The sequence below is a fragment of the Pseudomonas sp. genome (genome assembly GCF_030147005.1).
Lineage (GTDB): Bacteria > Pseudomonadota > Gammaproteobacteria > Pseudomonadales > Pseudomonadaceae > Aquipseudomonas.
In genome coordinates, this window is record NZ_JASLAW010000062.1 from 1 (window position 1) to 22,955 (window position 22,955).

The following is a 22,955-nucleotide window of genomic DNA, read 5'->3' on the forward strand; positions in this document are numbered from 1 at the left end:
GGGCTGGCTGGCAAGGGCGGTGTGTCCGTGGGCAGTTGTGCAACGGAACCACCGCCTTTGCGTGCAAGCCCGCTCCCACATTTTTTGACCGAGTTGCCTGGAAGTACCCGGTCTCTTGTGGGTCCTGCGATGCTTTTAGCGGTTAGCGAGCAGAGCCTGGCCGCGTACGACTGCGGCCTTCACCTGCGCCGGCGCGGTGCCACCCACATGGTTACGGGCATTCACGGAGCCTTCCAGGGTCAGCACGGCGAACACGTCCTGCTCGATCTGATCGCTGAACTGGCGCAACTCTTCCAGGCTCATTTCCGCCAGGTCCTTGCCGGTGTCCACGCCGTATTTCACGGCATGGCCGACAATTTCATGGCAGTCACGGAATGGCAGGCCACGACGCACCAGGTAGTCGGCCAGGTCGGTCGCGGTGGAAAAACCACGCAAGGCTGCTTCGCGCATGATCGCGTGCTTGGGCTTGATCGCCGGGATCATGTCGGCAAACGCACGCAACGAGTCGCGCAGGGTGTCGGCGGCGTCGAACAGCGGCTCCTTGTCTTCCTGATTGTCCTTGTTATAGGCCAGCGGCTGGCCTTTCATCAGGGTCAGCAGGCCCATCAGTGCGCCGAATACGCGGCCACTCTTGCCACGCACCAGTTCGGGCACGTCGGGGTTTTTCTTTTGCGGCATGATCGAGCTGCCGGTGCAGAAACGGTCCGGCAGGTCGATGAATTGGAATTGCGCGCTGGTCCACAGCACCAGCTCTTCGGAGAAGCGCGACAGGTGCATCATCGCGATGCTCGCCGCGGCGCAGAATTCGATGGCGAAATCACGGTCCGACACGCCGTCCAGGGAGTTGCCGCCGACGGCGTCGAAACCCAGCAGCTGCGCGGTGTACTCACGGTCGATCGGGTAAGTGGTGCCCGCCAGCGCGGCGCTGCCCAACGGCATGCGGTTGGCGCGCTTGCGGCAATCCACCAAGCGCTCGTAATCGCGGCTGAGCATTTCGAACCAGGCCAACAGGTGGTGACCGAAGGTCACGGGCTGAGCGGTCTGCAGGTGAGTGAAGCCGGGCATGATGGTGTCCGATTCACGCTCGGCCTGCTCCAGCAAACCTTTCTGCAAGCGGGTGATTTCAGCCAGGATCAGGTCGATTTCATCGCGCAGCCACAGGCGGATATCGGTGGCCACCTGGTCATTACGGCTGCGACCGGTATGCAACTTCTTGCCGGTCACACCGATGCGGTCAGTGAGGCGAGCCTCGATGTTCATGTGCACGTCTTCCAGGTCGACGCGCCAGTCGAACGTACCGGCTTCGATCTCGCCACGGATGGTGGTCAGGCCATCGACGATGCTGTCGCGCTCGGCGTCGGTCAGTACGCCGACCTTGGCCAGCATCGTGGCATGGGCGATGGAGCCCATGATGTCGTGGCGGTACAGGCGCTGGTCGAAGGTGACGGAGGCGGTGAAGCGCGCGACGAAAGCGTCGACGGGTTCACTGAAGCGGCCGCCCCAGGACTGGTTGGTCTTGTCGGTGCTCATGGATTCGCTCGTGATCTGCTTAAAAAGAGGCGTGAAGGTGTGCCGCCGATAATAACAGGGTTGTCCGTGGACGCGATGCTGTGGGTAGGCGGCAATTTTATTTGTACAAAGGATGGCTAAGTGCCTTGCCGCCGGCCGCATCCGGGACGAGACTGAGAGCAGGTTTATTGAAGCGATATTTGACGATTGAGCAATATCGTCTCAGCGAGCGTCTACAGTTGGACTGACTCGTATGAATGCACCAAAGTCGGGTCATGCGGTCAGAGCCCAGACTGTCCATTAAAAAAGGGGGGTATTCGGATTGTGTATCAGCAAACCCTACGACGATGCGCGAAGCCAGCAGGTCTTGGGCGCTATTGAACAGGTCCGGGTAAATTTGGGTGCCGCTGCCAGGGCACTTTTTGCCGCTCGCGCGAGTCTTAGCGTGGATCGCTGTGACGCAAGTCACCGCACCTGTCTACGCTATCCTTGTGCGAGACTCACGCAGGAATCCAGCGCTATATGAATGTCCTGATCGTTGATGACGAACCCCAAGCCCGCGAGCGACTGAGCCGTCTGGTCAGTGAACTCGAGGGTTATACAGTGCTTGAGCCGAGCGCCACCAGCGGCGAGGAGGCGTTGACGCTGATCGACAGCCTCAAGCCGGATGTGGTCTTGCTCGATATCCGCATGCCGGCCCTCGATGGCCTGCAAGTCGCCGCCCGCCTGAGTGAGCGCGAGTCGCCACCGGCTGTGGTGTTGTGCGCGGCCCAGGAAGAGTTTTCTGCACAGACGCTGGAAGACAGCGGTGTCAGTTTTCTCGTCAAGCCTGTGGCTGCCGAAGCGTTGCTCAAGGCCTTGAAGAAAGCCGAGCGCCCCAACCGCGCTCAGCTCGCTGCCTTGACCCAGCCTGCCGCCCAGAGCGGCAATGGCCCCCGCAGCCATATCAGTGCACGGACCCGCAAGGGCATCGAGCTGATCCCCCTCGGGCAGGTGGTCTATTTTATCGCCGACCATAAATACGTGACCTTGCGCCACGAAGCGGGCGAAGTGTTGCTCGATGAGCCACTGAAGGCCCTTGAAGATGAGTTCGGCGACCGCTTCGTGCGCATCCATCGCAATGCGCTGGTGGCCCGCGAGCGAATCGAGCGCTTGCAACGCACGCCCCTGGGGCACTTTCAGCTATTCCTGAAGGGCCTCAATGGCGATGCATTGATCGTCAGTCGGCGCCATGTCGCCGGCGTGCGCAAGATGATGCAGCAGCTTTAGCCCAGCGGCCGTGGCGCGCTCTGCAGTCCTTATCCCGGTGCGACGTGGCCAGGGAGGCCCCGCACTTGCTGATTCAAATCAAAGCGTATTTGCCTGAGCTGTTATTATCTGCCGTATCTATTCAGTACGGATTGATCCATGTCTTCTCGCGAAATCCGCATCGCCACCCGTAAAAGTGCCCTGGCCCTATGGCAGGCCGAATACGTCAAAGCACGTCTTGAGCAGGCCCATCCTGGCCTCAGGGTCACCCTGGTGCCCATGGTCAGTCGCGGCGACAAGCTGCTGGACTCGCCGCTGTCGAAAATTGGCGGCAAGGGCTTGTTCGTCAAGGAACTCGAAACCGCGCTGCTGGAGAATGAAGCAGACATCGCCGTGCATTCGATGAAAGATGTGCCCATGGACTTCCCTGAAGGACTGGGCCTTTTTTGCATCTGCGAGCGCGAAGATCCACGCGACGCCTTTGTTTCCAACACCTATGCATCTCTGGATGAACTGCCCCTGGGGAGCATCGTGGGGACCTCAAGCCTGCGTCGCCAGGCCCAGTTGCTGACCCGTCGTCCCGACCTGCAAGTTCGCTTCCTGCGCGGCAACGTCAACACGCGCCTGGCCAAGTTGGACGCAGGCGAGTATGACGCGATCATCCTCGCCGCCGCCGGCTTGATCCGCCTGGGCTTCGAAGACCGCATCACCCGCGCAATCAGCGTCGAGGACAGCTTGCCCGCGGGCGGGCAGGGCGCGGTCGGCATTGAATGTCGTACCGCCGACAGTGAAATTCACGCACTTCTCAAGCCACTTGATCACGCTGACACCGAAGTTCGCGTCACGGCCGAGCGTGCCCTGAACAAACACCTCAACGGTGGTTGCCAGGTACCGATCGCCTGCTATGCCGTGCTTGAAGGTGAGAACCTGTGGTTGCGTGGCTTGGTAGGCGACCCGGAGGGCGGCACGCTGCTCACCGCCGAGGTGCGCGGCCCACAACGTGAGGCCACGGCCCTGGGCATTCAGGTCGCCGAAGAACTGTTGGACAAGGGCGCCGGCGCCATTCTGCAAAAAGTCTATGGCGAGGCCGGCCCGCAGTGACCCACTGGCGATTGTTGCTGACGCGGCCTGCCGAAGAGTCGACAGCCTTGGCGGCGACATTGGCCGATGCTGGCGTTTTCAGCAGCAAGCTGCCTTTGCTGGAGATCGAAGCCTTACCGGTCACGCCTGAACAACAGGCAATCCTTGGGGCGTTGCAGCGCTATTGTGCAGTGATCGTGGTGAGCAAGCCGGCGGCGCGTCTTGCCTTGCAACGAATGAGCGCACCCTGGCCGCGACTGCCATGGTTCAGTGTAGGGGCCGCTACTGCACAGATACTGGCCGATCATGGCCTGGACGTACACTATCCGCCAGCGGGTGACGACAGCGAGGCATTGCTTCAATTGCCGGCGTTGCACGAGGCTATCGCACTTCCCGGAGCCAGGGTATTGATCCTGCGGGGCGAGGGCGGTCGGGAGTTGCTTGCAGAGCGTTTGCGCGAGCGAGGTGTTAGTGTCGACTATCTGGAGTTGTATCACCGTTTCCTTCCGGCCTATAACACGGGCGCACTGATGCAGCGCATCCAGTTGGAACGCTTGAACGGCCTGGTGGTCAGCAGTGGGCAAGGTTTTCTACACTTGCAGGCCTTGGCCGGCTCTGATTGGCCTGAGGTGGCGCAGCTGCCGTTGTTCGTGCCCAGCCCGCGCGTCTTTGAAATGGCGCGGGCCGCAGGCGCAGAAAAAGTTGTGGATTGCCGCGGCGCGAGTGCTGCGGCTTTGTTAGTGGCGTTAGGGAGCAATCCCGTTCCCACTCTCTGATACGCAAAGGACGGATACGTGAGCGAAACAGCCTTGCCAAAAGATGAAGCTCAGCCCGCGCTCGATGCGCCGGTCGGAACGCCGGTTGCCACGCCACGCCGTGGCAATGGCCTTGCAGTCGTCGCTTTGCTGCTTGGCGCTGCAGGCGTTGCCGCTGGCGGCTGGGGGATCTGGCAGGTCCGTGCCCTGCAAGCCAGCAGCCAGCAGCAGTTGGGCCAGGTGCAGACCCTGGACGACCAATCCCAGAGCCTCAAGCAGAGCCAGCAGCAGTTGGCGGCCCGCCTGGCGCAGTTACCCGGCGCGGATGAGTTGGAAGAACGTCGACGCCTGGTCGCCCAGTTGCAGAGTGACCAGCAGCGCCTGAACCAGCGCCTGGAAACCGTACTGGGCGCCAGCCGCAAAGATTGGCGCCTGGCTGAGGCTGAGCATCTGATTCGTCTGGCCAGCTTGCGCCTGTCGGCCTTGCAAGACATCAACAGCGCCCAGTCGCTGGTCCAGGGTGCCGACGAAATTCTTCGCGAGCAGAGCGACCCGGGCGCGTTCGCCGCGCGCGAGCAGCTGGCCAAGAGCCTGGCGGCGTTGCGCAGCACCGAACAGCCGGACCGCACCGGGTTGTACCTGCAGTTGGCGGCGTTGCGCGACCAGGTTGTGCAATTGGCGGCGCTCGCCCCGGAGTATCAACTCACGGAGCCCGCTTCCCAAGGGCGCCCCACCAGCGATACGGGCAACCAGTTGAGCCAATGGTGGGAGCAGATATCCCGTTATTTCCGTATCGACTTCAACCCCGATGACAACATTCGCCCGCTGCTGGCGGGCCAAGGGTTGAATCAGGTACGTCTGGCCTTGAGCCTGGCGCTGGAGCAAGCACAGTGGGCGGCGCTCAACGGCGAATCGGCGGTTTATAGCCGTTCGCTGGGTGAGGCGCGCAGCGTGTTGCAGGATAACTTCAACCCGGACAACCCTCAGAGCAAGTCAATGCTTGCGCGGATCGCCGAGCTTGAGCCCAAGGCCGTGTCGGTGGTGACGCCTGACCTGGCCGCGAGCCTCGCGGCTGTGCAGGCGTACCTTGAGCGCCGCCATCTGTCTGCCGACGAAGCCAAGGCTTCGGCTGCCAAGCCTGCGACCCAGGAGTAGAACCGATGAAGCGTTTCTATGTGATCCTGGTGCTGGTAATTGCGATCGCCCTGGCGCTGGCCGTGGGCATCTCGAAGCACACCGGCTATGTGCTGATTACCTATCCCCACGTGCTGCATTACGAGTCGAGCTTGTGGGCCACATTGGTGGCGGTGTTCACCATAGGCCTGGCGATCTACCTGATCCGAGTCCTGTTGGGTCTGGTGACTGTCTCTGGCGGCGTGGTCAACCCATGGTCACGGCGCAATCGCAGCCGTCGTGTGCAGATTGCAATTGAGCAAGGCCAAATGGACCTTGCCGAAGGTCGTTGGGCCAGCGCCGAACGCCACCTGCACCGCGCCGCAGAAGCTGAGCCCCAGCCACTGCTTTACTATCTTGGTGCGGCGCGTGCGGCCAATGAACTGGGGCGTTACGAAGAGTCGGATGCTTTGCTCGAGCGCGCTCTGGCTCGCCAGCCCCAGGCGGAACTGGCCGTTGCCTTGAGCCATGCGCAATTGCAAATGGATCGTGGTGATACGGAAGGCGCCCTGACCACTCTGCAGGCGATGCATGAGCGCCATCCTCACAATGCCCAGGTTTTGCGCCAGCTGCAGCGACTGCACCAGCAGCGTGGCGATTGGTCGTCGGTGATTCGCCTGTTGCCTGAACTGCGTAAGGACAAGGTGCTGCCGGCCAGTGAACTGGCTGAACTGGAACGCCGGGCCTGGGGTGAAAACCTTAGCCTGGCCGCACAGCGTGAGGAGCAGAGCGAAGCCGGCTTGCAGTCCCTTGACCGCGCATGGGAGCAACTGACTTCAGCCCAGCGCCAGGAGCCACAACTGGTGTTGGCTTACGCTGACCAACTGCGTCGTCTGGGTGCCGATGCCAAGGCCGAGGAAGCACTGCGCAGTGCGATCAAGCGCAAGTATGACAGCCATCTTATTCGGCTCTATGGCCTGCTGCGCGGCGGCGAACCGGCCCGCCAGTTGAAATTTGCCGAGGGCTGGCTGAAGGATCATCCAGGCGATGCCAGCCTGTTGCTGACATTGGGCCGCCTCTGCCTGCAAAACAGCCTTTGGGGCAAGGCACGGGATTATCTGGAAAGCAGCCTGCAAGTGCAGCGCAATCCCGAAGCCTGTGCCGAGTTGGCCCGTTTGCTGGCCCAGTTGGGTGATACCGAGCGCAGCAACCAGCTGTTTCAGGAAGGTCTGGGTTTACTCGATAACCGGCTGCTGGCCGCCCCATTGCCGGTCCCCACGCAAGCTTGAGGTAGGAAAGGGCGAACGGGTTGGCTCAGAAAGGTCTGTGAGCTGATCCGTTAAGCCTTTGTAAATGCTCGGCTTAAGTGGGGCCGTAATCAATTCTTACGTGTTGTAGGCAGATTTCTCTCGTGTGCTGGCGGGATCTCCCTGTTCGTTCGCGGAATTGTCTGCTCCAAGGCGTATTGAAAGGGGTCGGGCCTTTCCTCTACCGTAGCCACCTATCTCTTGCGGTGCGGATAATCAATGTCTTTGGCCCCCTTACGCTCCTTGTTTTTCCTGGCGTTCATGGCCGGTGCGCTGACGTTGGGCGTGTCTTTCTATCTGGAATATGGCGCTATGTTACAGCCATGTTTTTTGTGCCAGGTACAACGGTTTTCTCTCGCCGCCTTTGTGCTGATCAACCTGATCGCCGCCGTTCATAACCCCGACCGTTCCGGCGTGTGCTTGTATGGGCTGGCGAGCATGGGGTGTGCGTTGTTTGGCGCTGTCACTGCCGGACGCCAAGTGCTGCTGCAGAACGCTCCGTCAGACCAGCTGCCGAACTGCTGGCCAACCCTTGATTACATGATTGAAAACCTGTCCTTTTGGCAGGCTGCTCGGTCAGTTTTCAAGGGGACAGTTGATTGCGTCGAGATCAATTGGACGCTGTTTGACCTCAGCCTTCCGGAGTGGAGCCTGCTGTTTTTCGTAGCGATGCTGATTTTGGGAGGCACACCGCTTTCTCGCTTGTTGCTCAGCCGGCGTTACGTATCGCAAAGCAAGGAAAATACGGTTCATGTCGTAGGAAGGGATTAAACGCTTGTATGAACTTTCTCTCCTGCGTACCTTGAAGCCATAGTGATGCGGGCATAATCTGGCCCGCACGCGTTACCGAAACCGCTTGTCAGACGCGACCTCGTCCGATTGCCGCTTCAACCCTGAAGCATTGCGCGGGCATGGGGCAGCAGCGTCCCCTATAGGGAAGAGAGATCATCATGTTGGAACGTTGCAAGAATGCTCGCGAACGCTGGGGTGGCGTGCACACACTGATCGACAAATGGTTGGATGCACGTCGCAAGCTGGTTCTGGCTTTTGATGAGTTGGGTGCCGAGCCTGGAGCGCTGGCCGAGAAGCGTGAGCCGTTGCAGGATTTCTGTGTTGTATTGGTGGATTACGTTTCTGCGGGCCACCTGAGTATTTACACTCAACTCACTAAGGAAGCGGAAGCCTTCGAGGACACGCGTGGTCTTGAGTTCGCTCAGACCATTTATCCGCGCATTGATGTGATTACCGAGAAGCTGCTGGCTTTTAACGACCTGTGCGATGAAGGCAAGTGTGTCGCGGAAAAATTCAAAGAGCTGGGTGGTCTGTTGCACGAGCGTTTCGAGCTTGAAGATTGCCTGATCGAAGTACTGCATAACGCTCACAAAGAAGAGCCTGCTGTTCAGGTCTGATCGGGACGGTAGGATAAAAAAACGGTGCGCTTGTCGCACCGTTTTTTGTGCGTCAGTGGCGAGTCCCGAGTAACTCGATTTCGAAGACAAGAGGTGTGTAGGGCGGAATCAGTTCGCCTGCGCCGTCCGCGCCATAGGCTTGGGCCGAAGGAATCACCAGGCGCCATTTCGCGCCTACCGGCATCTGTTGCAATGCGCTGCTCCAGCCGCTGATCACGCTGTCCAAGCGAAACCATTGGGGTTGTGCGCTCTGGTCGAACACGCTTGCATCGGGCAGTCGACCCACGTATTTCACCTGCACCTCATCACTTGCCGACGGCTTGTTTCCGGTGCCTGGCGTCAACTCGGTGACCAGGATGCCGTCTGCCAATTCGCGCACACCCTTCGCAGCTTTTTCCCTGGACAAAAATTGCTGTTCGGCGGCGAGTGCTTTTTCGCTCTGCGGCACTTGGGTGTCGGCGGCGTTCTGTGCTTCGTGCTGGGCGAGGATCTGTTCGATGCGTGTGTTATCCAGTGCCAATGGTTTGCCCTGGTAGGCCTGTTTGAGTCCGTCGATCAGGGCCTGGATCTGCAAGTCGGGCACCTCTTGGCGCAGGCGCTCGCCGAGGCTGGCGCCCAGGCTGTAAGCGAGGTCATGCTGATCCTGGACCGCTGTTTTCGGCGGTGATTGCTCGCTCGCATCGGCGCTGAAAATCGCCAGGCCAAGCACTAAGAAAAGGTAACGCGACATGGGTATCCTCCCGCCGAAAGTGCGACGGATTATGCCAGCGTGCGTGGCTGAGCAGTGGGGTGGTTTTCCGTTATATGGATAAGAATTTTCGTACGGTGCAACGCAACGCAAACGATACTGTCAACATGCGCTAGCGGCGGTAAGAGCAGAGGGCTAGTATGAGCCGCACCCACGTCAGCCAGGAGGTAAACCATGTCGGCCAAACAGAAGCCTGTAAATACCCCGTTGCACTTACTCCAACAATTGTCGGGCAGCTTGCTCGAACATCTGGAAAGCGCTTGTTCTCAGGCCTTGGCCGATGCAGAAAAACTGCTCGCCAAACTTGAAAAACAACGCGGTAAAGCGCAAGAAAAGCTGCACAAATCCCGCACTAAACTGCAAGGCGCCGCCACCGCCGGCAAGGCCAAGGCACAAGCCAAAGCCAAAGACGCTGTTAAGGAACTTGAGGACCTGCTGGACGCACTCAAGGACCGCCAAGCCGAAACCCGCAGCTACATTTCCCAACTCAAAAAAGACGCTCAGGAAAGCCTGAAACTGGCCCAGGGCGTTGGTCGTGTGAAGGAAGCGGTAACCAAGGCGTTGGGTGCTCGTACTCCGGCCAAAGCCGTCGCGGCCAGCGCGGCCAAAAAGCCAGCAAGCAAAGCTGTCGCAGCGAAGACGCCGGCTAAAACTGCCGCCAAGCCAGCCGCTAAAACCGCTGCTGCAAAGCCGGCCGCCAAGCCAGCTGCCAAAACTGCTGCTGCAAAACCAGCCGCCAAGCCAGCCGCTAAAACTGCTGCTGCAAAGCCGGCCGCCAAGCCAGCTGCCAAAACTGCTGCTGCAAAACCAGCCGCAAAGCCAGCTGCCAAAACTGCCGCTGCAAAACCAGCTGCCAAGCCAGCTGCTAAAACCGCTGCTGTAAAACCGGCCGCCAAGCCAGCTGCTAAAACTGCTGCTGCAAAACCAGCCGCCAAGCCAGCCGCTAAAACCGCTGCTGCAAAGCCGGCCGCCAAGCCAGCTGCCAAAACTGCCGCTGCAAAACCAGCCGCCAAGCCAGCCGCTAAAACCGCTGCTGCAAAACCAGCCGCCAAGCCAGCTGCCAAAACTGCTGCTGCAAAACCAGCCGCCAAGCCAGCTGCCAAAACTGCTGCTGCAAAACCAGCCGCCAAGCCAGCTGCTAAAACCACTGTTGCAAAACCAGCTGCCAAGCCTGCTGCGGCAAAACCTGCACCTGCAAAGCCAGCAAGTCCGGCAGCGCCTGCCGCTACACCGTCAGCGTCCTCCGCTCCAACCGCATCGGCCAGCAGCACCTCTGCACCGGTAGCGCCAAGCGTCACTCCAACCAGCGCTTCCTAAGTGCGGGTGACCACGACGCGCAGATAGTGCAGCGCGTTGTGGTCAAGGTTGGCGGCTTCGGTCGCCAGGCTTTCAAGCCATTCGTGTTGAGCCTTTACCTCGTTGGTCGGCCATGCCTGCGCCAGCGCTTCCAAACGCATCAGCAATGCTCGCTCCGCTTCCAACTCCAGGGCCTTGACCCGCTCTCTTAGCTCAGCCAATTGCGCATCCTGCTCTGCCATCGCCCGCCATTGCACACGTACTTCCCGCAAGGGTTCGACGACGCGCGCGCGCCACGGCCGCGCCAGCTGTTGCAGTGCCGCAACGCGTTCGGGCAACCGCGCCACCCCGCGCTGCTCCAGCCACGCACCACACAGCAGCAGGCACACATCCGCGCCTTGCTCCTGCAACCGCAGGCATGCAGCCTCCACACCGGGGCGGGCATAAGTCGAGAGGGCAAAGCTCCACAGGTCAGCGCACATATTCACACCCAAGCCAGCGGCCAACGAAGCTGGTAGACTCCGCCGCCATTATGATCCGACTTCAAAGCCTAACATTACAGCGTGGCCCGCAGCGTCTCCTTGAAGATGCCGAGCTGACCCTGCACGCCGGTCACAAAGCCGGCCTGATCGGTGCCAATGGCGCCGGCAAATCCACGTTGTTCGCCCTGTTGCTGGGTGAGCTGACCCCGGATTCCGGGGACTGTCTGCTGCCGGCCGACTGGCGCATCGCCCATATGCGCCAGGAGATCGACACCCTGGACCGCATCGCGATTGACTACGTGCTCGATGGCGACCTGCGCCTGCGCCAGGTACAACACGATCTCGCCGCGGCAGAAACAGCCCAGGACGGTGCCGCTCAGGCCCGCCTGCATTCCGAACTGGACAGCGCCGACGGCTACACCGCCGACGCCCGCGCCCGCAAGATGCTCGCCGGCCTGGGGTTTACCAACGAACAGATGGACCGCCCGGTCGCCGACTTCTCCGGCGGCTGGCGCATGCGCCTGAACCTGGCCCAGGCGCTGATGTGTCCCTCCGATCTGTTGTTGCTCGACGAACCGACCAACCACTTGGACCTCGATGCGATCCTGTGGCTGGAAGACTTCCTCAAGAACTATCAGGGCACCTTGTTGTTGATTTCCCACGACCGGGATTTCCTCGACGCCGTGGTCGACAACATCGCCAATGTCGAACAGAAAAAAATCACGCTCTATCGTGGCGGCTACACGGCCTTCGAGCGCGCCCGCGCCGAGCGCCTGGCCCAGCAGCAGCAAGCTTTTGAGAAGCAGCAGGCGCAGCGCGCGCACATGGAGAGTTACATCGCCCGGTTCAAGGCCCAGGCCACCAAGGCCCGGCAGGCCCAGAGCCGGATCAAGGCGCTGGAGCGCATGGAAGAGCTCTCGGCGGCCCACGTCGATTCGCCGTTCGACTTCGTGTTCCGCGAGTCGGCGAAGATCTCCAGCCCTTTGCTCGATCTGTCGGACGCACGCCTGGGTTATGGCGACAAGACCATCCTGGAGAAGGTCAAGCTGCAGCTCACACCCGGCGCGCGTATCGGTTTGCTGGGGCCTAACGGCGCGGGCAAGTCGACGCTGATCAAGAACCTGTCAGGTGAACTGGAACCCTTGGCCGGCCGCCTGACCCGTGGCGAGAACACCGTGGTGGGCTACTTCGCCCAGCATCAACTGGACTCGCTGGACTCCAAGGCGAGCCCGCTGTTGCACCTGCAACGCCTGGCGCCCACCGAGCGCGAACAGACCCTGCGTGATTTCCTGGGCGGTTTCGACTTCCGTGGCGCGCGTATCGATGAGCCGGTGCTGAATTTTTCCGGTGGCGAAAAGGCACGCCTGGCCCTGGCCCTGATCGCCTGGGACCGCCCCAACCTGCTGCTGCTCGACGAACCGACCAACCACCTGGACCTGGAAATGCGCCTGGCGCTGACCATGGCCCTGCAGGAGTTCAGTGGTGCGGTACTGGTGGTGTCTCACGATCGCCACTTGCTCAAAAGCACCACCGATAACTTCCTGCTGGTGGCCGACGGCAAGGTCGAAGAGTTCGACGGCGACCTTGACGACTATGCGCGCTGGCTGACCGACTACCGTTTGCGCAATGCCCCGGTCAGCAACACGCCGGTCAACCCGGACAAGACCGATAAGAAAGCTCAGCGCCAGGCCGCTGCCGCACTGCGTCAGCAGTTGGCACCGCACAAGCGCGAAGCCGACAAGCTGGAAGCCGAGCTGGGCAAAGTGCACGAGCGCCTGGCCAAGATTGAAACCAGCCTGGGCGACAGCGCCGTGTATGAGGCTGCGCGCAAGGATGAACTGCGCGACTTGTTGGCCGAGCAGGCCAAGCTCAAGGTGCGTGAAGGGCAATTGGAGGAATCCTGGATGGAAGCCCTCGAACTGCTTGAAACCCTGCAAGCGGAGCTGGAGGCGCTGTCCTGATGGATGCGTTGCAACTGCCCTTGCCGGCGCAGTGGGTCGAGCCTGTGTGGATCGGCGTGCAAATACTGCTGATCCTGCTGGCCGGCTACCTTGCCCAGCGTTTTGTCGCTAAAGGCCTGACCCGCCTGGGTGAGCGCTATCCGCTGCCACCCCAATTGCTGATGCCGCTGCGCGGGGGCCTGCGCTGGCTGATCATGGGTAGCGCGCTGATCTTCGTGCTGGGTCGCCTGGGCGTATCTGCCACGGTGCTGTGGACAGCGCTGTCAGGGTTTGTGGCAGTGGCGGCGGTGGCGTTCTTCGCCATGTGGTCGGTGTTGTCCAATTTGTTGTGCGCCATTTTGATCTTCACCGTGGGGCCGTTTCGCCTCGGCGACATCGTCGAATTGGTGGACACCGTCGACAAACCCGGTGTGAAAGGGCGCGTCGTGGCGATCAATCTGCTCTACACCACGCTCGTCGAGGTGCCGGAGGCCGGCACTGACAGCGCGATGGTACAAGTGCCCAACAGCCTGTTTTTCCAGCGCTCGGTTCGGCGTTGGCCCGGTACGCATGTGTTCCCCGGCGATCGTTAGAGTCACATCCTGTAAAAATTTATAGCCAGCCTTCGGTCGGCAGAGTTAGCTTAAGGCACAACCGCAAACTCCCTCCCGAGGTGTGCCATGGCACTCGATACGTGGCTGGCCTTTCTCCTGGCCAGTTGGATCATCTCCCTTTCCCCAGGCGCGGGCGCCATCGCCTCGATGTCCAGCGGCCTGCAATACGGTTTTGTACGCGGTTACTGGAATGCCATTGGCCTGCAACTGGGCCTGGCGATGCAGATTGCCGTAGTGGCCGGCGGCTTGGGTGCCATTCTGGCGGCGTCGTCGACCGCGTTCTATGCGATCAAATGGTTTGGTGTGGCCTATCTGGTATACCTCGCCATCAAGCAGTGGCGCGCCTTGCCCATGGACATGGCCGATGACGCTGCGGTGCGCCCGATCGGCAAGCCGCTGGCGATGATGTTCCGCGGTTTTCTGGTTAATGCCAGCAACCCCAAAGCGTTGGTGTTCATGCTCGCGGTGTTGCCGCAGTTCGTAAACCCACAAGCGCCGTTGGCAATTCAGTACCTGATCATTGGTGCGACGATGATCAGCGTCGACATGATCGTGATGGCCGGCTACACGGGGTTGGCCTCGAAAGTCCTGCGCCTGTTGCGTTCGCCCAAACAGCAGAAGCGTGTAAACCGCACATTCGCCGGATTGTTCGTCGGCGCTGCCGGTTTTCTTGCCAGCCTGCATCGTGCCACGGCGTAATTGACGAAACCGGATCAGCGCGTGGGAGGGGCCCCTCCCACTTTGGTTTTTGTGGCGATGCCAAATAACACCTTGAGTCAAATCCGTTAAAGCTGAACAATAGTGTTACTTCGTATTTCCACTTGAGATTCATTCATGACTGCCCCCTTCCGTTTTCTCGCCTGGCTGGTGCTGCCGGCGCTGATGTCGTGCAGCTTCAATCTGTTGGCCGCGACGGCCGAGGGCGCACCACAAGCGTTGCATTTGCTTGACTATATTGGCGCCGACTACCCACCCACGGTGGAAGCGGGCAAGGTGGTGGACGAGTCGGAATTTGGCGAACAGGTGGAGTTCCTGGGGGTCTTGCAGGGGTTGGTCGCGCAATTGCCGGAGAAGCCCGAACGCGCTGAGTTGATAAAGGGCGTCGATGAGTTGCTCGCGGCGGTCACCGCCCATGCAGACGGAGGGACTGTCGCCCATCAGGCCCGTCAGTTGGGCGCCAAGCTGGCGGTGGCGTATGAAGTCAGCCAGGCGCCGGCGATCACCCCCGATCCCACGCGCGGTGCGCCGCTGTATGCCCAGCATTGTTCGGTGTGTCATGGGGCGACGGGCGCCGGCGATGGCCCAGCGGGCATGGGCATGACACCGCCGCCAGCTAACCTGCGCGATGCCACGCGCCTGGATCGGTTGAGCCTCTACGCGATCTACAACACCCTGGGCCTGGGTGTCGAAGGCACCGACATGCCTTCCTTTTCCGACCAGTTGGATGACCGTCAGCGCTGGGACCTCGCCACTTACATCGCCGGTTTCACGGCTGATCCGGCTGCGGCCAAAAGCGAACAACCCTTCAACCTCGCCGACCTGGCGCGCCAGACGCCCAATGAAGTACTGGCCGCAGACGGCCCTGCGGCGGCGGCGGCCTTCCGCGCCCAGCGTGCGCAGCCGCCGCAGGTCAAGCGTGGCCCGGCGCAGTTGCTCGATTACACCGCCGCCACCTTGGACAAAAGCCTGGCCGCGTTTCGTAACGGCGACCACGAACAAGCCTACGACTTGTCGGTAGCCGCTTACCTGGAAGGCTTCGAGCTGGTGGAAAGCTCACTGGATAACGTCGACGCCAACGTGCGCAAAGACACCGAAAAGGCGCTGATGGCCTATCGGCAGTCATTGCAGGACGGTTTGCCGATCGAGCAAGTGCAGCAGCGCCTGGACGTTGCCAAGGGCAAGCTCAGCGAGTCCGCCGACCTGCTCGGCGGCGATGGCCTGAGTTGGTCGCTGAGTTACATCTCCGGCCTGCTGATCCTGCTGCGCGAAGGCCTGGAAGCGATCCTGGTGCTTGCCGCGATCCTGGCCTTCCTGCGCAACACCGGCCAGCAATCGGCGGTGCGCAGCGTCAACGTCGGCTGGGGACTGGCGCTGCTGGCCGGCTTGGCTACCTGGGCGCTGGCGGCGTATGTGATCGACGTGAGCGGCGCCCAGCGTGAATTGCTGGAAGGCTGCACGGCGCTGTTCGCCAGTGTGATGGTGCTGTGGCTCGGTGTCTGGATGCACGACCGACGCCACGCGGCGGCCTGGCAGGACTATATCAAGAGCAGCCTGGTGGGCGGCGGTGGGCGTTTTGGTTTTGCGCTGCTGGCATTCTTCTCGGTGTACCGCGAGCTGTTCGAAGTGATCCTGTTCTACGAAACCCTGTGGCTGCAAGCCGGCCCGGCCGGGCATGACGCGGTGCTGGCCGGTGGCGCCACCGCCTCGGTGCTGCTGGTGGGCCTGGCCTGGGTGATCCTGCGCGGATCGGCGAAGCTGCCGCTGGCGCTGTTCTTCGGCATCAACGCCGCGCTGCTGTGCGCGCTGTCGGTGGTGTTCGCCGGGCATGGCGTCAAAGCGCTGCAAGAGGCGGGCGTTTTCGGTACTCGGCCGGTGGCGTTTTTTGACTTTGACTGGCTGGGCATTCACGCCGATGCGTATTCGTTGAGTGCGCAGGCCGTGGCGATACTGGCGATTGTGGTGCTGTACGGCCGCAGTCGCCTGGCTGAAAAGCAACGGGCGGCGGCGTAGGCATGCGGGTCTGGATCGACGCCGACGCCTGCCCACGAGCGGCCAAGGATCAGGTGGTGAAATTCGCCCTCAAGCGCCAGTTCGAAGTGGTGCTGGTGGCCGGTCAGAGTCAGATCAAGCCCGGCTTTGCCTGTGTGAAGCTGATCGTGGTGCCCAGCGGCCCCGACGCGGCAGATGACTACCTGGTGGAGCACGCCATGCCCGGCGAGCTGGTGATCTGCAGCGATGTGCCCTTGGCCGACCGTCTGGTCAAGAAGGGGGTCACAGCGCTGGACCCGCGCGGCAAAGAGTTCAGCCCGGCGAACATGAGTGAGCGCCTGGCGGTCCGTAACCTGTTCACCGACTTGCGCGAGCAAGGCCAGATGGGTGGTGGGCCGCCGCCCCATGGAGAGAAGGACAAGCAGGCATTTGCCAACGCGCTGGACCGCCTGCTTACCCGTTTGATGAAGCCTCTGTAGGAGCGAGCTTGCTCGCGAAGAACGTCAACGATAACGCGGCCACTCTGGATGAGCGCGGCGCTCTCAGGTTCTTCGCGAGCGAACTCGCTCCTACAGAAAGACGGCGTCAGTCGTTTTCGTGGGTCAGTTCCAGCACCCGGTCCACCAGCTTGTTAATGCCCGACGCGACCTCACTGATGTTCTTACCCAGCATATACGCCGGCGTACTCACCAACTTGCGCGCCGTGTCCTCGACGATATCCTCCACCGTACATTCCTGGTGGGTAGCGCCCATTTTGTCCAGGGCAGCTGCGGTGTCGGCATCGTTGCCGATGGTGCAGGTCACGCCTGGGCCGTAGATTTTCGCGGCCAGGGCAGGGGAAATGCAGATCAGCCCCACCGGCTTGCCGGCTTCGGCAAAGGCTTCGGCCAGTTCCAGGACCTGTGGGTTGACGCTGCAGCCGGCGCCTTCCACGGCAAAGTTCGACAGATTTTTCGCCGCGCCAAACCCGCCCGGAACGATCAGCGCATCGAAGTCAGCAGCGCTGGCCTCACGAATATCCTTCACCGCGCCTCGGGCGATGCGTGCCGACTCCACCAAAACATTGCGCGATTCGGGCATTTCTTCGCCAGTGAGGTGGTTGATCACGTGCAACTGCGCAATATCCGGTGCAAAGCACTCAACGTGAGCGCCGCGCTGGTCCAGGCGCAGCAGGGTGATCACACTTTCCTGGATCTCTGCGCCGTCGTACACGCCACAGCCGGAAAGGATCACTGCAATCTTTTTGCTCATGGGCATTTCTCCTGATTCATGGCGTTAAATGTCTACTAATTTGTAACCTGTTGCCAATGGGAACTCACGCCACTGCACCTAATCTTCTTGTAACAAAAATAATTCGGACTGACCCATGGACTTCGTGCCTTACGCGGTACCGTTTTTCGTTGCTTTGATCGTGATTGAGCTGCTGGCCGACCGTCGGCGCGGTATGCGCAATTATCGAGTGGCCGACGCTATCAACAGCCTCAGCACCGGCGTGTTGTCTACCACCACCGGATTACTGACCAAGGGCGTAGGCTTGCTCACCTACGCGTTCGCCCTCGAGCACCTGGCGCTGATCGAGTTGTCGGCCCGGAGCCCCTGGACCTGGGTGTCGGCCTTTGTGCTCTACGACTTCTGCTATTACTGGCTGCATCGAATGGGCCATGAGCGCAATATCCTGTGGGCCGCGCACTCCGTGCACCACCAGAGCGAGGACTACAACCTCACCACCGCGTTGCGTCAGACCAGCACCGGCTTCTTGCTGAGCTGGGTCTTCTACCTGCCGCTGGCCGTGCTCGGTGTGCCGTTGGTGGTGTTCATCAGTGTGGCGTCGCTCAACCTGCTGTATCAATTCTGGGTACATACACGACACGTTCCCAAGCTCGGCTGGTTCGAATGGTTCTTCGTCACGCCGTCCAATCACCGTGCCCACCACGCACGGAACGCTCTCTACATGGATCGCAACTATGGCGGGGTGTTCATTTTTTGGGATCGGCTGTTCGGCACGTTCCAGGAGGAGGACGACAACGAACCTGTGATCTTCGGCGTGACCACGCCCCTGGCCAGTTGGAATCCGTTGTGGGCGAACCTGCAGTTTTATGCCCAATTGTGGAGCGATGCCCGCCGCACGGAAAACCGTTGGGACAAGCTGCGCATCTGGTTTATGCGCACCGGATGGCGCCCCGCGGACGTGAAAGCCAAGTACCCGATGGTCAAGCCGGACTTGACCCAGTTCCGTAAATTCGAAGTGCCGCTGGATACGCCCCAACAGGTTTACGTTGCGTTGCAATTTGCGGTTTATGTGGGCTTTGGCAGCTATCTGATGAATGTCGGCGAAAGTTTGCCCACGGCGGCGCTGATCCTGGGCTGGGGAGTCATGGCGCTGGGGCTGTTCACGTTGGGGGTCGCGCTGGAGAATCGCCGGTGGGCGCTGAAGGTGGAGTGGGTGCGCCTGGGGCTGAATGTGCCGTTAGTAGGGCTGGCCCCCTGGTTGGGGCTGTGGCCCGCCAGCAATCTGGGCTGGCTGGGCCTGGCGAGCTACAGTTTGCTCAGCGTGATCGGCCTCTACTGCTGCAGAAGCAGGCTTACTCGCCTGGCGTCTTAGGCGTATCGACCGAGGCTGTTTCGGCAGCCAAGCGGGCCTTGGCTTCAGCACACTCCTCGCGGGCGATGCGGGCATTCTTGAAGCGGCGTCGCAGCCATAAGCCAACGCCCAGCACCAACAAGGCGCCCAGCACCCACAGCTCGTATTTCTTGACACTGCCAAGCATGCCTTCGAGGACTGCGCCGAAATGATAGGCCGCAGCCCCCAGCGCCGCCGCCCATATCGCAGCACCGATACCGTTCAGAAGCAAATAGCGCAGGGGCGGATAGCCGGAGAGGCCAATCGCCACAGGCATTACCGTGCGCAAACCGTAGACGAAGCGAAAGCTCAGCACCCAGATATCCGGATGCTTGCGGATATGTTCCAGCGCCTTGTCGCCCATCAATTGCCAGCGCGGTTTGCGCGCCAGCAACTTGCGACCGTGCTTGCGCCCCATGTAGTACCAAAGCTGGTCGCCGGCGTAGCTGCCGAAAAAGGCAACGACCACCACCAGGTTGATATCCATGTATCCACGGAACGCCAGGAAGCCTGCGAGCACAAGGATGGTCTCGCCTTCGAAGAACGTGCCGAGAAAAAGGGCAAAATAGCCGAAGTCATGCAGAAATTGTTGAAGCATGGTCTAGGGTGCTGGCGAAATGAACGCGCAGCCTACGCCTTCACGAAGATTCATGAAAGTATCGAGATGTGTCACGAAGTGAACAATTCCCTTGTTGATGCCGAATGCGACTACAGGTCGCATCGATAAGCACAACTGTCATTCGTTCGTCATAATGGCCGCTTATAACTGCACCGCTCGCCCGTAAACGCGGGCTCAGGAGTCTGTCGTGAGCTTTACCCCTGCCAATCGGCTATTTCCCGCCACACGTCTGCGTCGCAACCGTCGTGATGATTTTTCTCGCCGTCTGGTACGTGAAAATGTACTGACGACGAATGATCTGATCCTGCCGGTATTCGTGCTGGACGGCGAAAATCGCCGGGAAGCGGTGGCATCGATGCCTGGGGTGGAGCGCTTGAGCATTGATCTGCTGCTTGAGGAAGCCTCCAATTGGGTTGAACTGGGCATCCCGGCGCTGGCGCTGTTCCCTGTGACGCCGACTGAGCTCAAGTCCCTCGACGCCGCCGAAGCCTGGAACCCGCAAGGGATCGCCCAGCGCGCCACCCGCGCCCTGCGTGAACGTTTCCCGCAGCTTGGGGTGATCACCGATGTGGCCCTGGACCCGTTCACCACCCACGGGCAGGATGGCATTCTTGACCCGTCAGGCTATGTGGAGAACGACATCACCGTCGATGCGCTGGTCAAGCAGGCCTTGTCCCACGCAGCGGCAGGTGCGCAGGTGGTGGCACCGTCGGACATGATGGACGGCCGCATCCAGGCGATTCGCGAAGCCCTTGAGCTGGCCGGTCATGTCAATGTGCGGATCATGGCCTACTCAGCCAAGTACGCCAGCGCCTATTACGGCCCGTTCCGCGACGCGGTGGGTTCTGCCCTGAACCTGGGCAAGGCCAACAAGGCGTCGTACCAGATGGACCCGGCCAACAGTCATGAAGCCCTGCACGAAGTGGCGGCCGACTTGGCCGAAGGCGCCGACATGGTGATGGTCAAGCCCGGGATGCCTTACCTGGACATCCTTTACCGAGTCAAAGAGGAATTCAAAGTGCCGACCTTTGTCTACCAGGTCAGCGGTGAATACGCCATGCACATGGCCGCAATCCAGAATGGTTGGTTGAGTGAAGGGGTGATCCTCGAATCCCTGACAGCCTTTAAACGTGCCGGCGCCGATGGCATTCTGACCTACTTCGCCGCCCGCGCTGCCCAATTGCTTAGAGAGCAACAATAGCCCTCACAGGAACACTCGATGAATACCGAAGGACTTACAGAAGTTGCCGTAAAAGCCGCTCATCCGGTGGTTGAACAAGTCGCCGAGACCCCGCCGGAGCTGGAGCCTGCCCCGCCTGCGGTGGTTGCCGAAGCGCCTGCCCCGGCGCCGGCCCCCGTGGTCACCAACCTGGATGACAGCAGCCTGTACATCCACCGCGAGCTGTCACAACTGCAATTCAACATCCGCGTGCTGGAACAGGCGCTGGATGAGTCCTATCCGCTGCTGGAGCGGCTGAAATTCCTGCTGATCTTCTCGAGCAACCTGGACGAGTTCTTCGAGATCCGGGTTGCCGGCCTCAAGAAGCAGATCACCTTCGCCCGTGAGCAAGCCGGTGCCGACGGCCTGCAACCGCACCAGGCCCTGGCGCGCATCAGTGAGCTGGTGCATGGCCATGTGGACCGCCAATACGCGATCCTCAACGACATCCTGCTGCCGGAACTGGAAAAACATCAGGTCCGTTTCATCCGTCGCCGCCACTGGACCACCAAGATCAAGACCTGGGTGCGCCGTTACTTCCGTGACGAGATTTCACCGATCATTACTCCGATCGGTCTCGACCCGACGCACCCGTTCCCGTTGCTGGTGAACAAGAGCCTCAACTTCATCGTCGAACTGGAAGGCATCGATGCCTTCGGCCGCGACTCGGGCCTTGCGATCATCCCGGCACCGCGCCTGCTGCCACGGATCATCAAGGTACCCGAAGAGGTAGGGGGTGCCGGCGATAACTATGTATTCCTGTCGTCGATGATCCATGCGCACGCCGATGACCTGTTCCAGGGCATGAAGGTCAAGGGCTGCTACCAGTTCCGTCTGACCCGTAACGCCGACCTTGCGCTGGACTCCGAAGATGTCGAAGACTTGGCGCGTGCCCTGCGCGGCGAGCTGTTTTCGCGGCGCTACGGCGATGCGGTGCGCCTGGAAGTGGCAGATACCTGCCCGAAACATTTGTCGGACTACCTGCTCAAGCAGTTCAACCTGGCCGAATCCGAGCTGTACCAGGTCAATGGCCCGGTAAACCTGACGCGCCTGTTCAGCATCACCGGCCTGGACAGCCACCCCGAGCTGCAATACAAGCCGTTTACGCCGCAAATCCCGAAACTGCTGCAAAACAGCGAGAACATTTTCAGCGTGGTGAGCAAGCAGGACATTCTGCTGTTGCACCCCTTCGAGTCGTTCACCCCGGTGGTCGACCTGTTGCGCCAGGCCGCCAAGGACCCGCACGTTTTGGCCGTGCGCCAGACGCTGTATCGCTCCGGCGCCAACTCGGAAATCGTCGATGCACTGGTCGACGCTGCGCGCAACGGCAAGGAAGTCACTGCGGTAATCGAGCTGCGAGCGCGCTTTGATGAGGAGTCCAACCTGCAACTGGCCAGCCGTCTGCAAGCGGCCGGTGCAGTGGTGATCTATGGCGTGGTCGGTTTCAAGACCCACGCCAAGATGATGTTGATTTTGCGCCGCGAAGCCGGTGAGATCGTGCGTTACGCCCACTTGGGCACCGGCAACTACCACGCCGGCAATGCCAAGCTCTACACCGACTACAGCTTGCTGACATCCGACGACGCCTTGTGCGAAGACGTCGGCAAGTTGTTCAGCCAGCTCATCGGCATGGGTAAAACGTTGCGCATGAAGAAGCTGCTGCACGCGCCGTTCACCCTGAAGAAGGGCATGCTCGACATGATTGCCCGCGAGACCCAGTTTGCCCTTGATGGCAAACCGGCCCACATCATCGCCAAGTTCAACTCGCTGACCGATCCAAAGATCATTCGCGCGCTGTACAAGGCCAGTCAGTCGGGCGTGCGCATTGACCTGGTGGTACGTGGCATGTGCTGCCTGCGCCCGGGCATTGTCGGCGTCTCGCATAACATCCATGTGCGCTCGATCATCGGCCGCTTCCTGGAGCACACGCGAGTGTTCTATTTCCTCAACGGTGGCGAAGAGCAGATGTTCCTCTCCAGCGCCGACTGGATGGAGCGTAACCTCGACAAGCGTGTGGAGACCTGCTTCCCGGTGGAGGGCAAGAAGCTGATCATGCGGGTCAAAAAGGAGTTGGAAAGCTACCTGACCGACAACACCCACAGTTGGAGCCTGCAGTCGGATGGGCGCTATGTGCGTAACACCCCGACCGGCAACCAGAACCCGCGCAGTGCGCAGGCGACGTTGCTGGAAAAGCTGGGTAGCCCGATTCTGACGGTGAATTAACCCAGGCTCACGCGGACCCCATGTGGGAGCGGGCTTGCTCGCGAATGCGGAGTGTCAGTCACCA

Annotated in this window: 21 protein-coding genes; 16 read left to right on the forward strand and 5 right to left on the reverse strand. The window is 60.8% G+C overall.

The window, feature by feature from the left end; all coding sequences use genetic code 11:
- Positions 1 to 135: 135 nt before the first annotated feature.
- A complete protein-coding gene (gene argH / locus Q1V60_RS05835) occupies positions 136 to 1,530 on the reverse strand; it encodes an argininosuccinate lyase (protein WP_300628305.1) in 1,395 nt (464 codons plus the stop codon).
- A gap of 501 nt (positions 1,531 to 2,031) precedes the next feature.
- Between argH and Q1V60_RS05840 the strand changes: the two genes are divergently transcribed.
- The 7 genes from Q1V60_RS05840 (at position 2,032) to rsd (ending at position 8,421) form a co-directional block, all read left to right on the forward strand.
- Complete coding sequence (locus Q1V60_RS05840) at positions 2,032 to 2,778, forward strand: LytTR family DNA-binding domain-containing protein (RefSeq protein WP_300628308.1); 747 nt, start codon at positions 2,032 to 2,034, stop codon at positions 2,776 to 2,778.
- 138 nt (positions 2,779 to 2,916) lie between these two features.
- A complete protein-coding gene (gene hemC, locus Q1V60_RS05845) occupies positions 2,917 to 3,858 on the forward strand; it encodes a hydroxymethylbilane synthase (protein WP_300628309.1) in 942 nt (313 codons plus the stop codon).
- Positions 3,855 to 4,613 (forward strand): uroporphyrinogen-III synthase, encoded by a 759-nt coding sequence (locus Q1V60_RS05850; RefSeq protein ID WP_300628311.1) that lies wholly within the window; start codon positions 3,855 to 3,857, stop codon positions 4,611 to 4,613. The genes hemC and Q1V60_RS05850 overlap by 4 nt, the downstream gene beginning before the upstream one ends.
- Positions 4,614 to 4,631: 18 nt before the next feature.
- Positions 4,632 to 5,747 (forward strand): uroporphyrinogen-III C-methyltransferase, encoded by a 1,116-nt coding sequence (locus tag Q1V60_RS05855; protein WP_300628312.1) that lies wholly within the window; start codon positions 4,632 to 4,634, stop codon positions 5,745 to 5,747.
- Positions 5,748 to 5,752: 5 nt separating this feature from the next.
- Positions 5,753 to 6,994 (forward strand): heme biosynthesis protein HemY, encoded by a 1,242-nt coding sequence (locus Q1V60_RS05860; RefSeq protein ID WP_300628314.1) that lies wholly within the window; start codon positions 5,753 to 5,755, stop codon positions 6,992 to 6,994.
- 237 nt (positions 6,995 to 7,231) lie between these two features.
- The gene (locus Q1V60_RS05865; protein WP_300628316.1) at positions 7,232 to 7,783 is read left to right on the forward strand and encodes a disulfide bond formation protein B; all 552 of its coding nucleotides are present in this window, start codon (positions 7,232 to 7,234) and stop codon (positions 7,781 to 7,783) included.
- Positions 7,784 to 7,962: 179 nt separating this feature from the next.
- On the forward strand, positions 7,963 to 8,421 hold the full coding sequence (gene rsd, locus Q1V60_RS05870) for a sigma D regulator (RefSeq protein ID WP_300628317.1): 459 nt from the start codon (positions 7,963 to 7,965) through the stop codon (positions 8,419 to 8,421).
- A 52-nt stretch (positions 8,422 to 8,473) separates the two neighbouring features.
- Here the strand turns inward: rsd and Q1V60_RS05875 are convergent, their stop codons facing one another.
- Positions 8,474 to 9,151, reverse strand: a complete 678-nt coding sequence (locus tag Q1V60_RS05875; RefSeq protein ID WP_300628318.1) for an FKBP-type peptidyl-prolyl cis-trans isomerase — start codon at positions 9,149 to 9,151, stop codon at positions 8,474 to 8,476.
- A gap of 192 nt (positions 9,152 to 9,343) precedes the next feature.
- On the opposite strand from Q1V60_RS05875, the gene Q1V60_RS05880 reads away from it, so the two are divergent.
- Positions 9,344 to 10,486, forward strand: coding sequence for an AlgP family protein (locus Q1V60_RS05880; protein ID WP_300628320.1), 1,143 nt, complete (start codon positions 9,344 to 9,346; stop codon positions 10,484 to 10,486).
- Here the strand turns inward: Q1V60_RS05880 and Q1V60_RS05885 are convergent.
- Positions 10,483 to 10,947, reverse strand: coding sequence for a TIGR02444 family protein (locus tag Q1V60_RS05885; protein ID WP_300628321.1), 465 nt, complete (start codon positions 10,945 to 10,947; stop codon positions 10,483 to 10,485). The genes Q1V60_RS05880 and Q1V60_RS05885 overlap by 4 nt on opposite strands.
- 50 nt (positions 10,948 to 10,997) lie before the next feature.
- On the opposite strand from Q1V60_RS05885, the gene Q1V60_RS05890 reads away from it, so the two are divergent.
- The 5 genes from Q1V60_RS05890 (at position 10,998) to Q1V60_RS05910 (ending at position 16,689) form a co-directional block, all read left to right on the forward strand.
- A complete protein-coding gene (locus tag Q1V60_RS05890; protein ID WP_300628323.1) occupies positions 10,998 to 12,908 on the forward strand; it encodes an ATP-binding cassette domain-containing protein in 1,911 nt (636 codons plus the stop codon).
- Positions 12,908 to 13,480 carry a mechanosensitive ion channel family protein gene (locus Q1V60_RS05895; protein WP_300628324.1) on the forward strand — a complete coding sequence of 191 codons (573 nt, stop codon included), beginning with the start codon at positions 12,908 to 12,910 and terminating at the stop codon, positions 13,478 to 13,480. The genes Q1V60_RS05890 and Q1V60_RS05895 overlap by 1 nt, the downstream gene beginning before the upstream one ends.
- Positions 13,481 to 13,567: 87 nt before the next feature.
- On the forward strand, positions 13,568 to 14,200 hold the full coding sequence (locus tag Q1V60_RS05900) for a LysE family transporter (RefSeq protein WP_300628325.1): 633 nt from the start codon (positions 13,568 to 13,570) through the stop codon (positions 14,198 to 14,200).
- Positions 14,201 to 14,335: 135 nt separating this feature from the next.
- Positions 14,336 to 16,231 (forward strand): cytochrome c/FTR1 family iron permease, encoded by a 1,896-nt coding sequence (locus Q1V60_RS05905; RefSeq protein ID WP_300628326.1) that lies wholly within the window; start codon positions 14,336 to 14,338, stop codon positions 16,229 to 16,231.
- Between the two features lie 2 nt (positions 16,232 to 16,233).
- Entirely contained in the window at positions 16,234 to 16,689 is a 456-nt protein-coding gene (locus tag Q1V60_RS05910; protein WP_300628327.1) for a YaiI/YqxD family protein, read from the forward strand.
- A gap of 106 nt (positions 16,690 to 16,795) precedes the next feature.
- Here the strand turns inward: Q1V60_RS05910 and elbB are convergent, their stop codons facing one another.
- Complete coding sequence (gene elbB / locus Q1V60_RS05915) at positions 16,796 to 17,461, reverse strand: isoprenoid biosynthesis glyoxalase ElbB (protein WP_300628328.1); 666 nt, start codon at positions 17,459 to 17,461, stop codon at positions 16,796 to 16,798.
- Between the two features lie 115 nt (positions 17,462 to 17,576).
- Here elbB and Q1V60_RS05920 point away from each other — a divergent pair, with 115 nt between their 5' ends.
- Positions 17,577 to 18,812, forward strand: a complete 1,236-nt coding sequence (locus tag Q1V60_RS05920; RefSeq protein ID WP_300628330.1) for a sterol desaturase family protein — start codon at positions 17,577 to 17,579, stop codon at positions 18,810 to 18,812.
- On the opposite strand, the gene Q1V60_RS05925 is transcribed toward Q1V60_RS05920, so the two are convergent.
- Entirely contained in the window at positions 18,793 to 19,428 is a 636-nt protein-coding gene (locus tag Q1V60_RS05925; RefSeq protein ID WP_300628332.1) for a DedA family protein, read from the reverse strand. The two genes, Q1V60_RS05920 and Q1V60_RS05925, sit on opposite strands and share 20 nt — an antisense overlap.
- 208 nt (positions 19,429 to 19,636) lie before the next feature.
- On the opposite strand from Q1V60_RS05925, the gene hemB reads away from it, so the two are divergent.
- Positions 19,637 to 20,650, forward strand: coding sequence for a porphobilinogen synthase (gene hemB / locus Q1V60_RS05930; protein ID WP_300628334.1), 1,014 nt, complete (start codon positions 19,637 to 19,639; stop codon positions 20,648 to 20,650).
- A gap of 18 nt (positions 20,651 to 20,668) precedes the next feature.
- Positions 20,669 to 22,891 carry a polyphosphate kinase 1 gene (gene ppk1, locus Q1V60_RS05935; protein ID WP_300628336.1) on the forward strand — a complete coding sequence of 741 codons (2,223 nt, stop codon included), beginning with the start codon at positions 20,669 to 20,671 and terminating at the stop codon, positions 22,889 to 22,891.
- Positions 22,892 to 22,955: the final 64 nt, after the last annotated feature.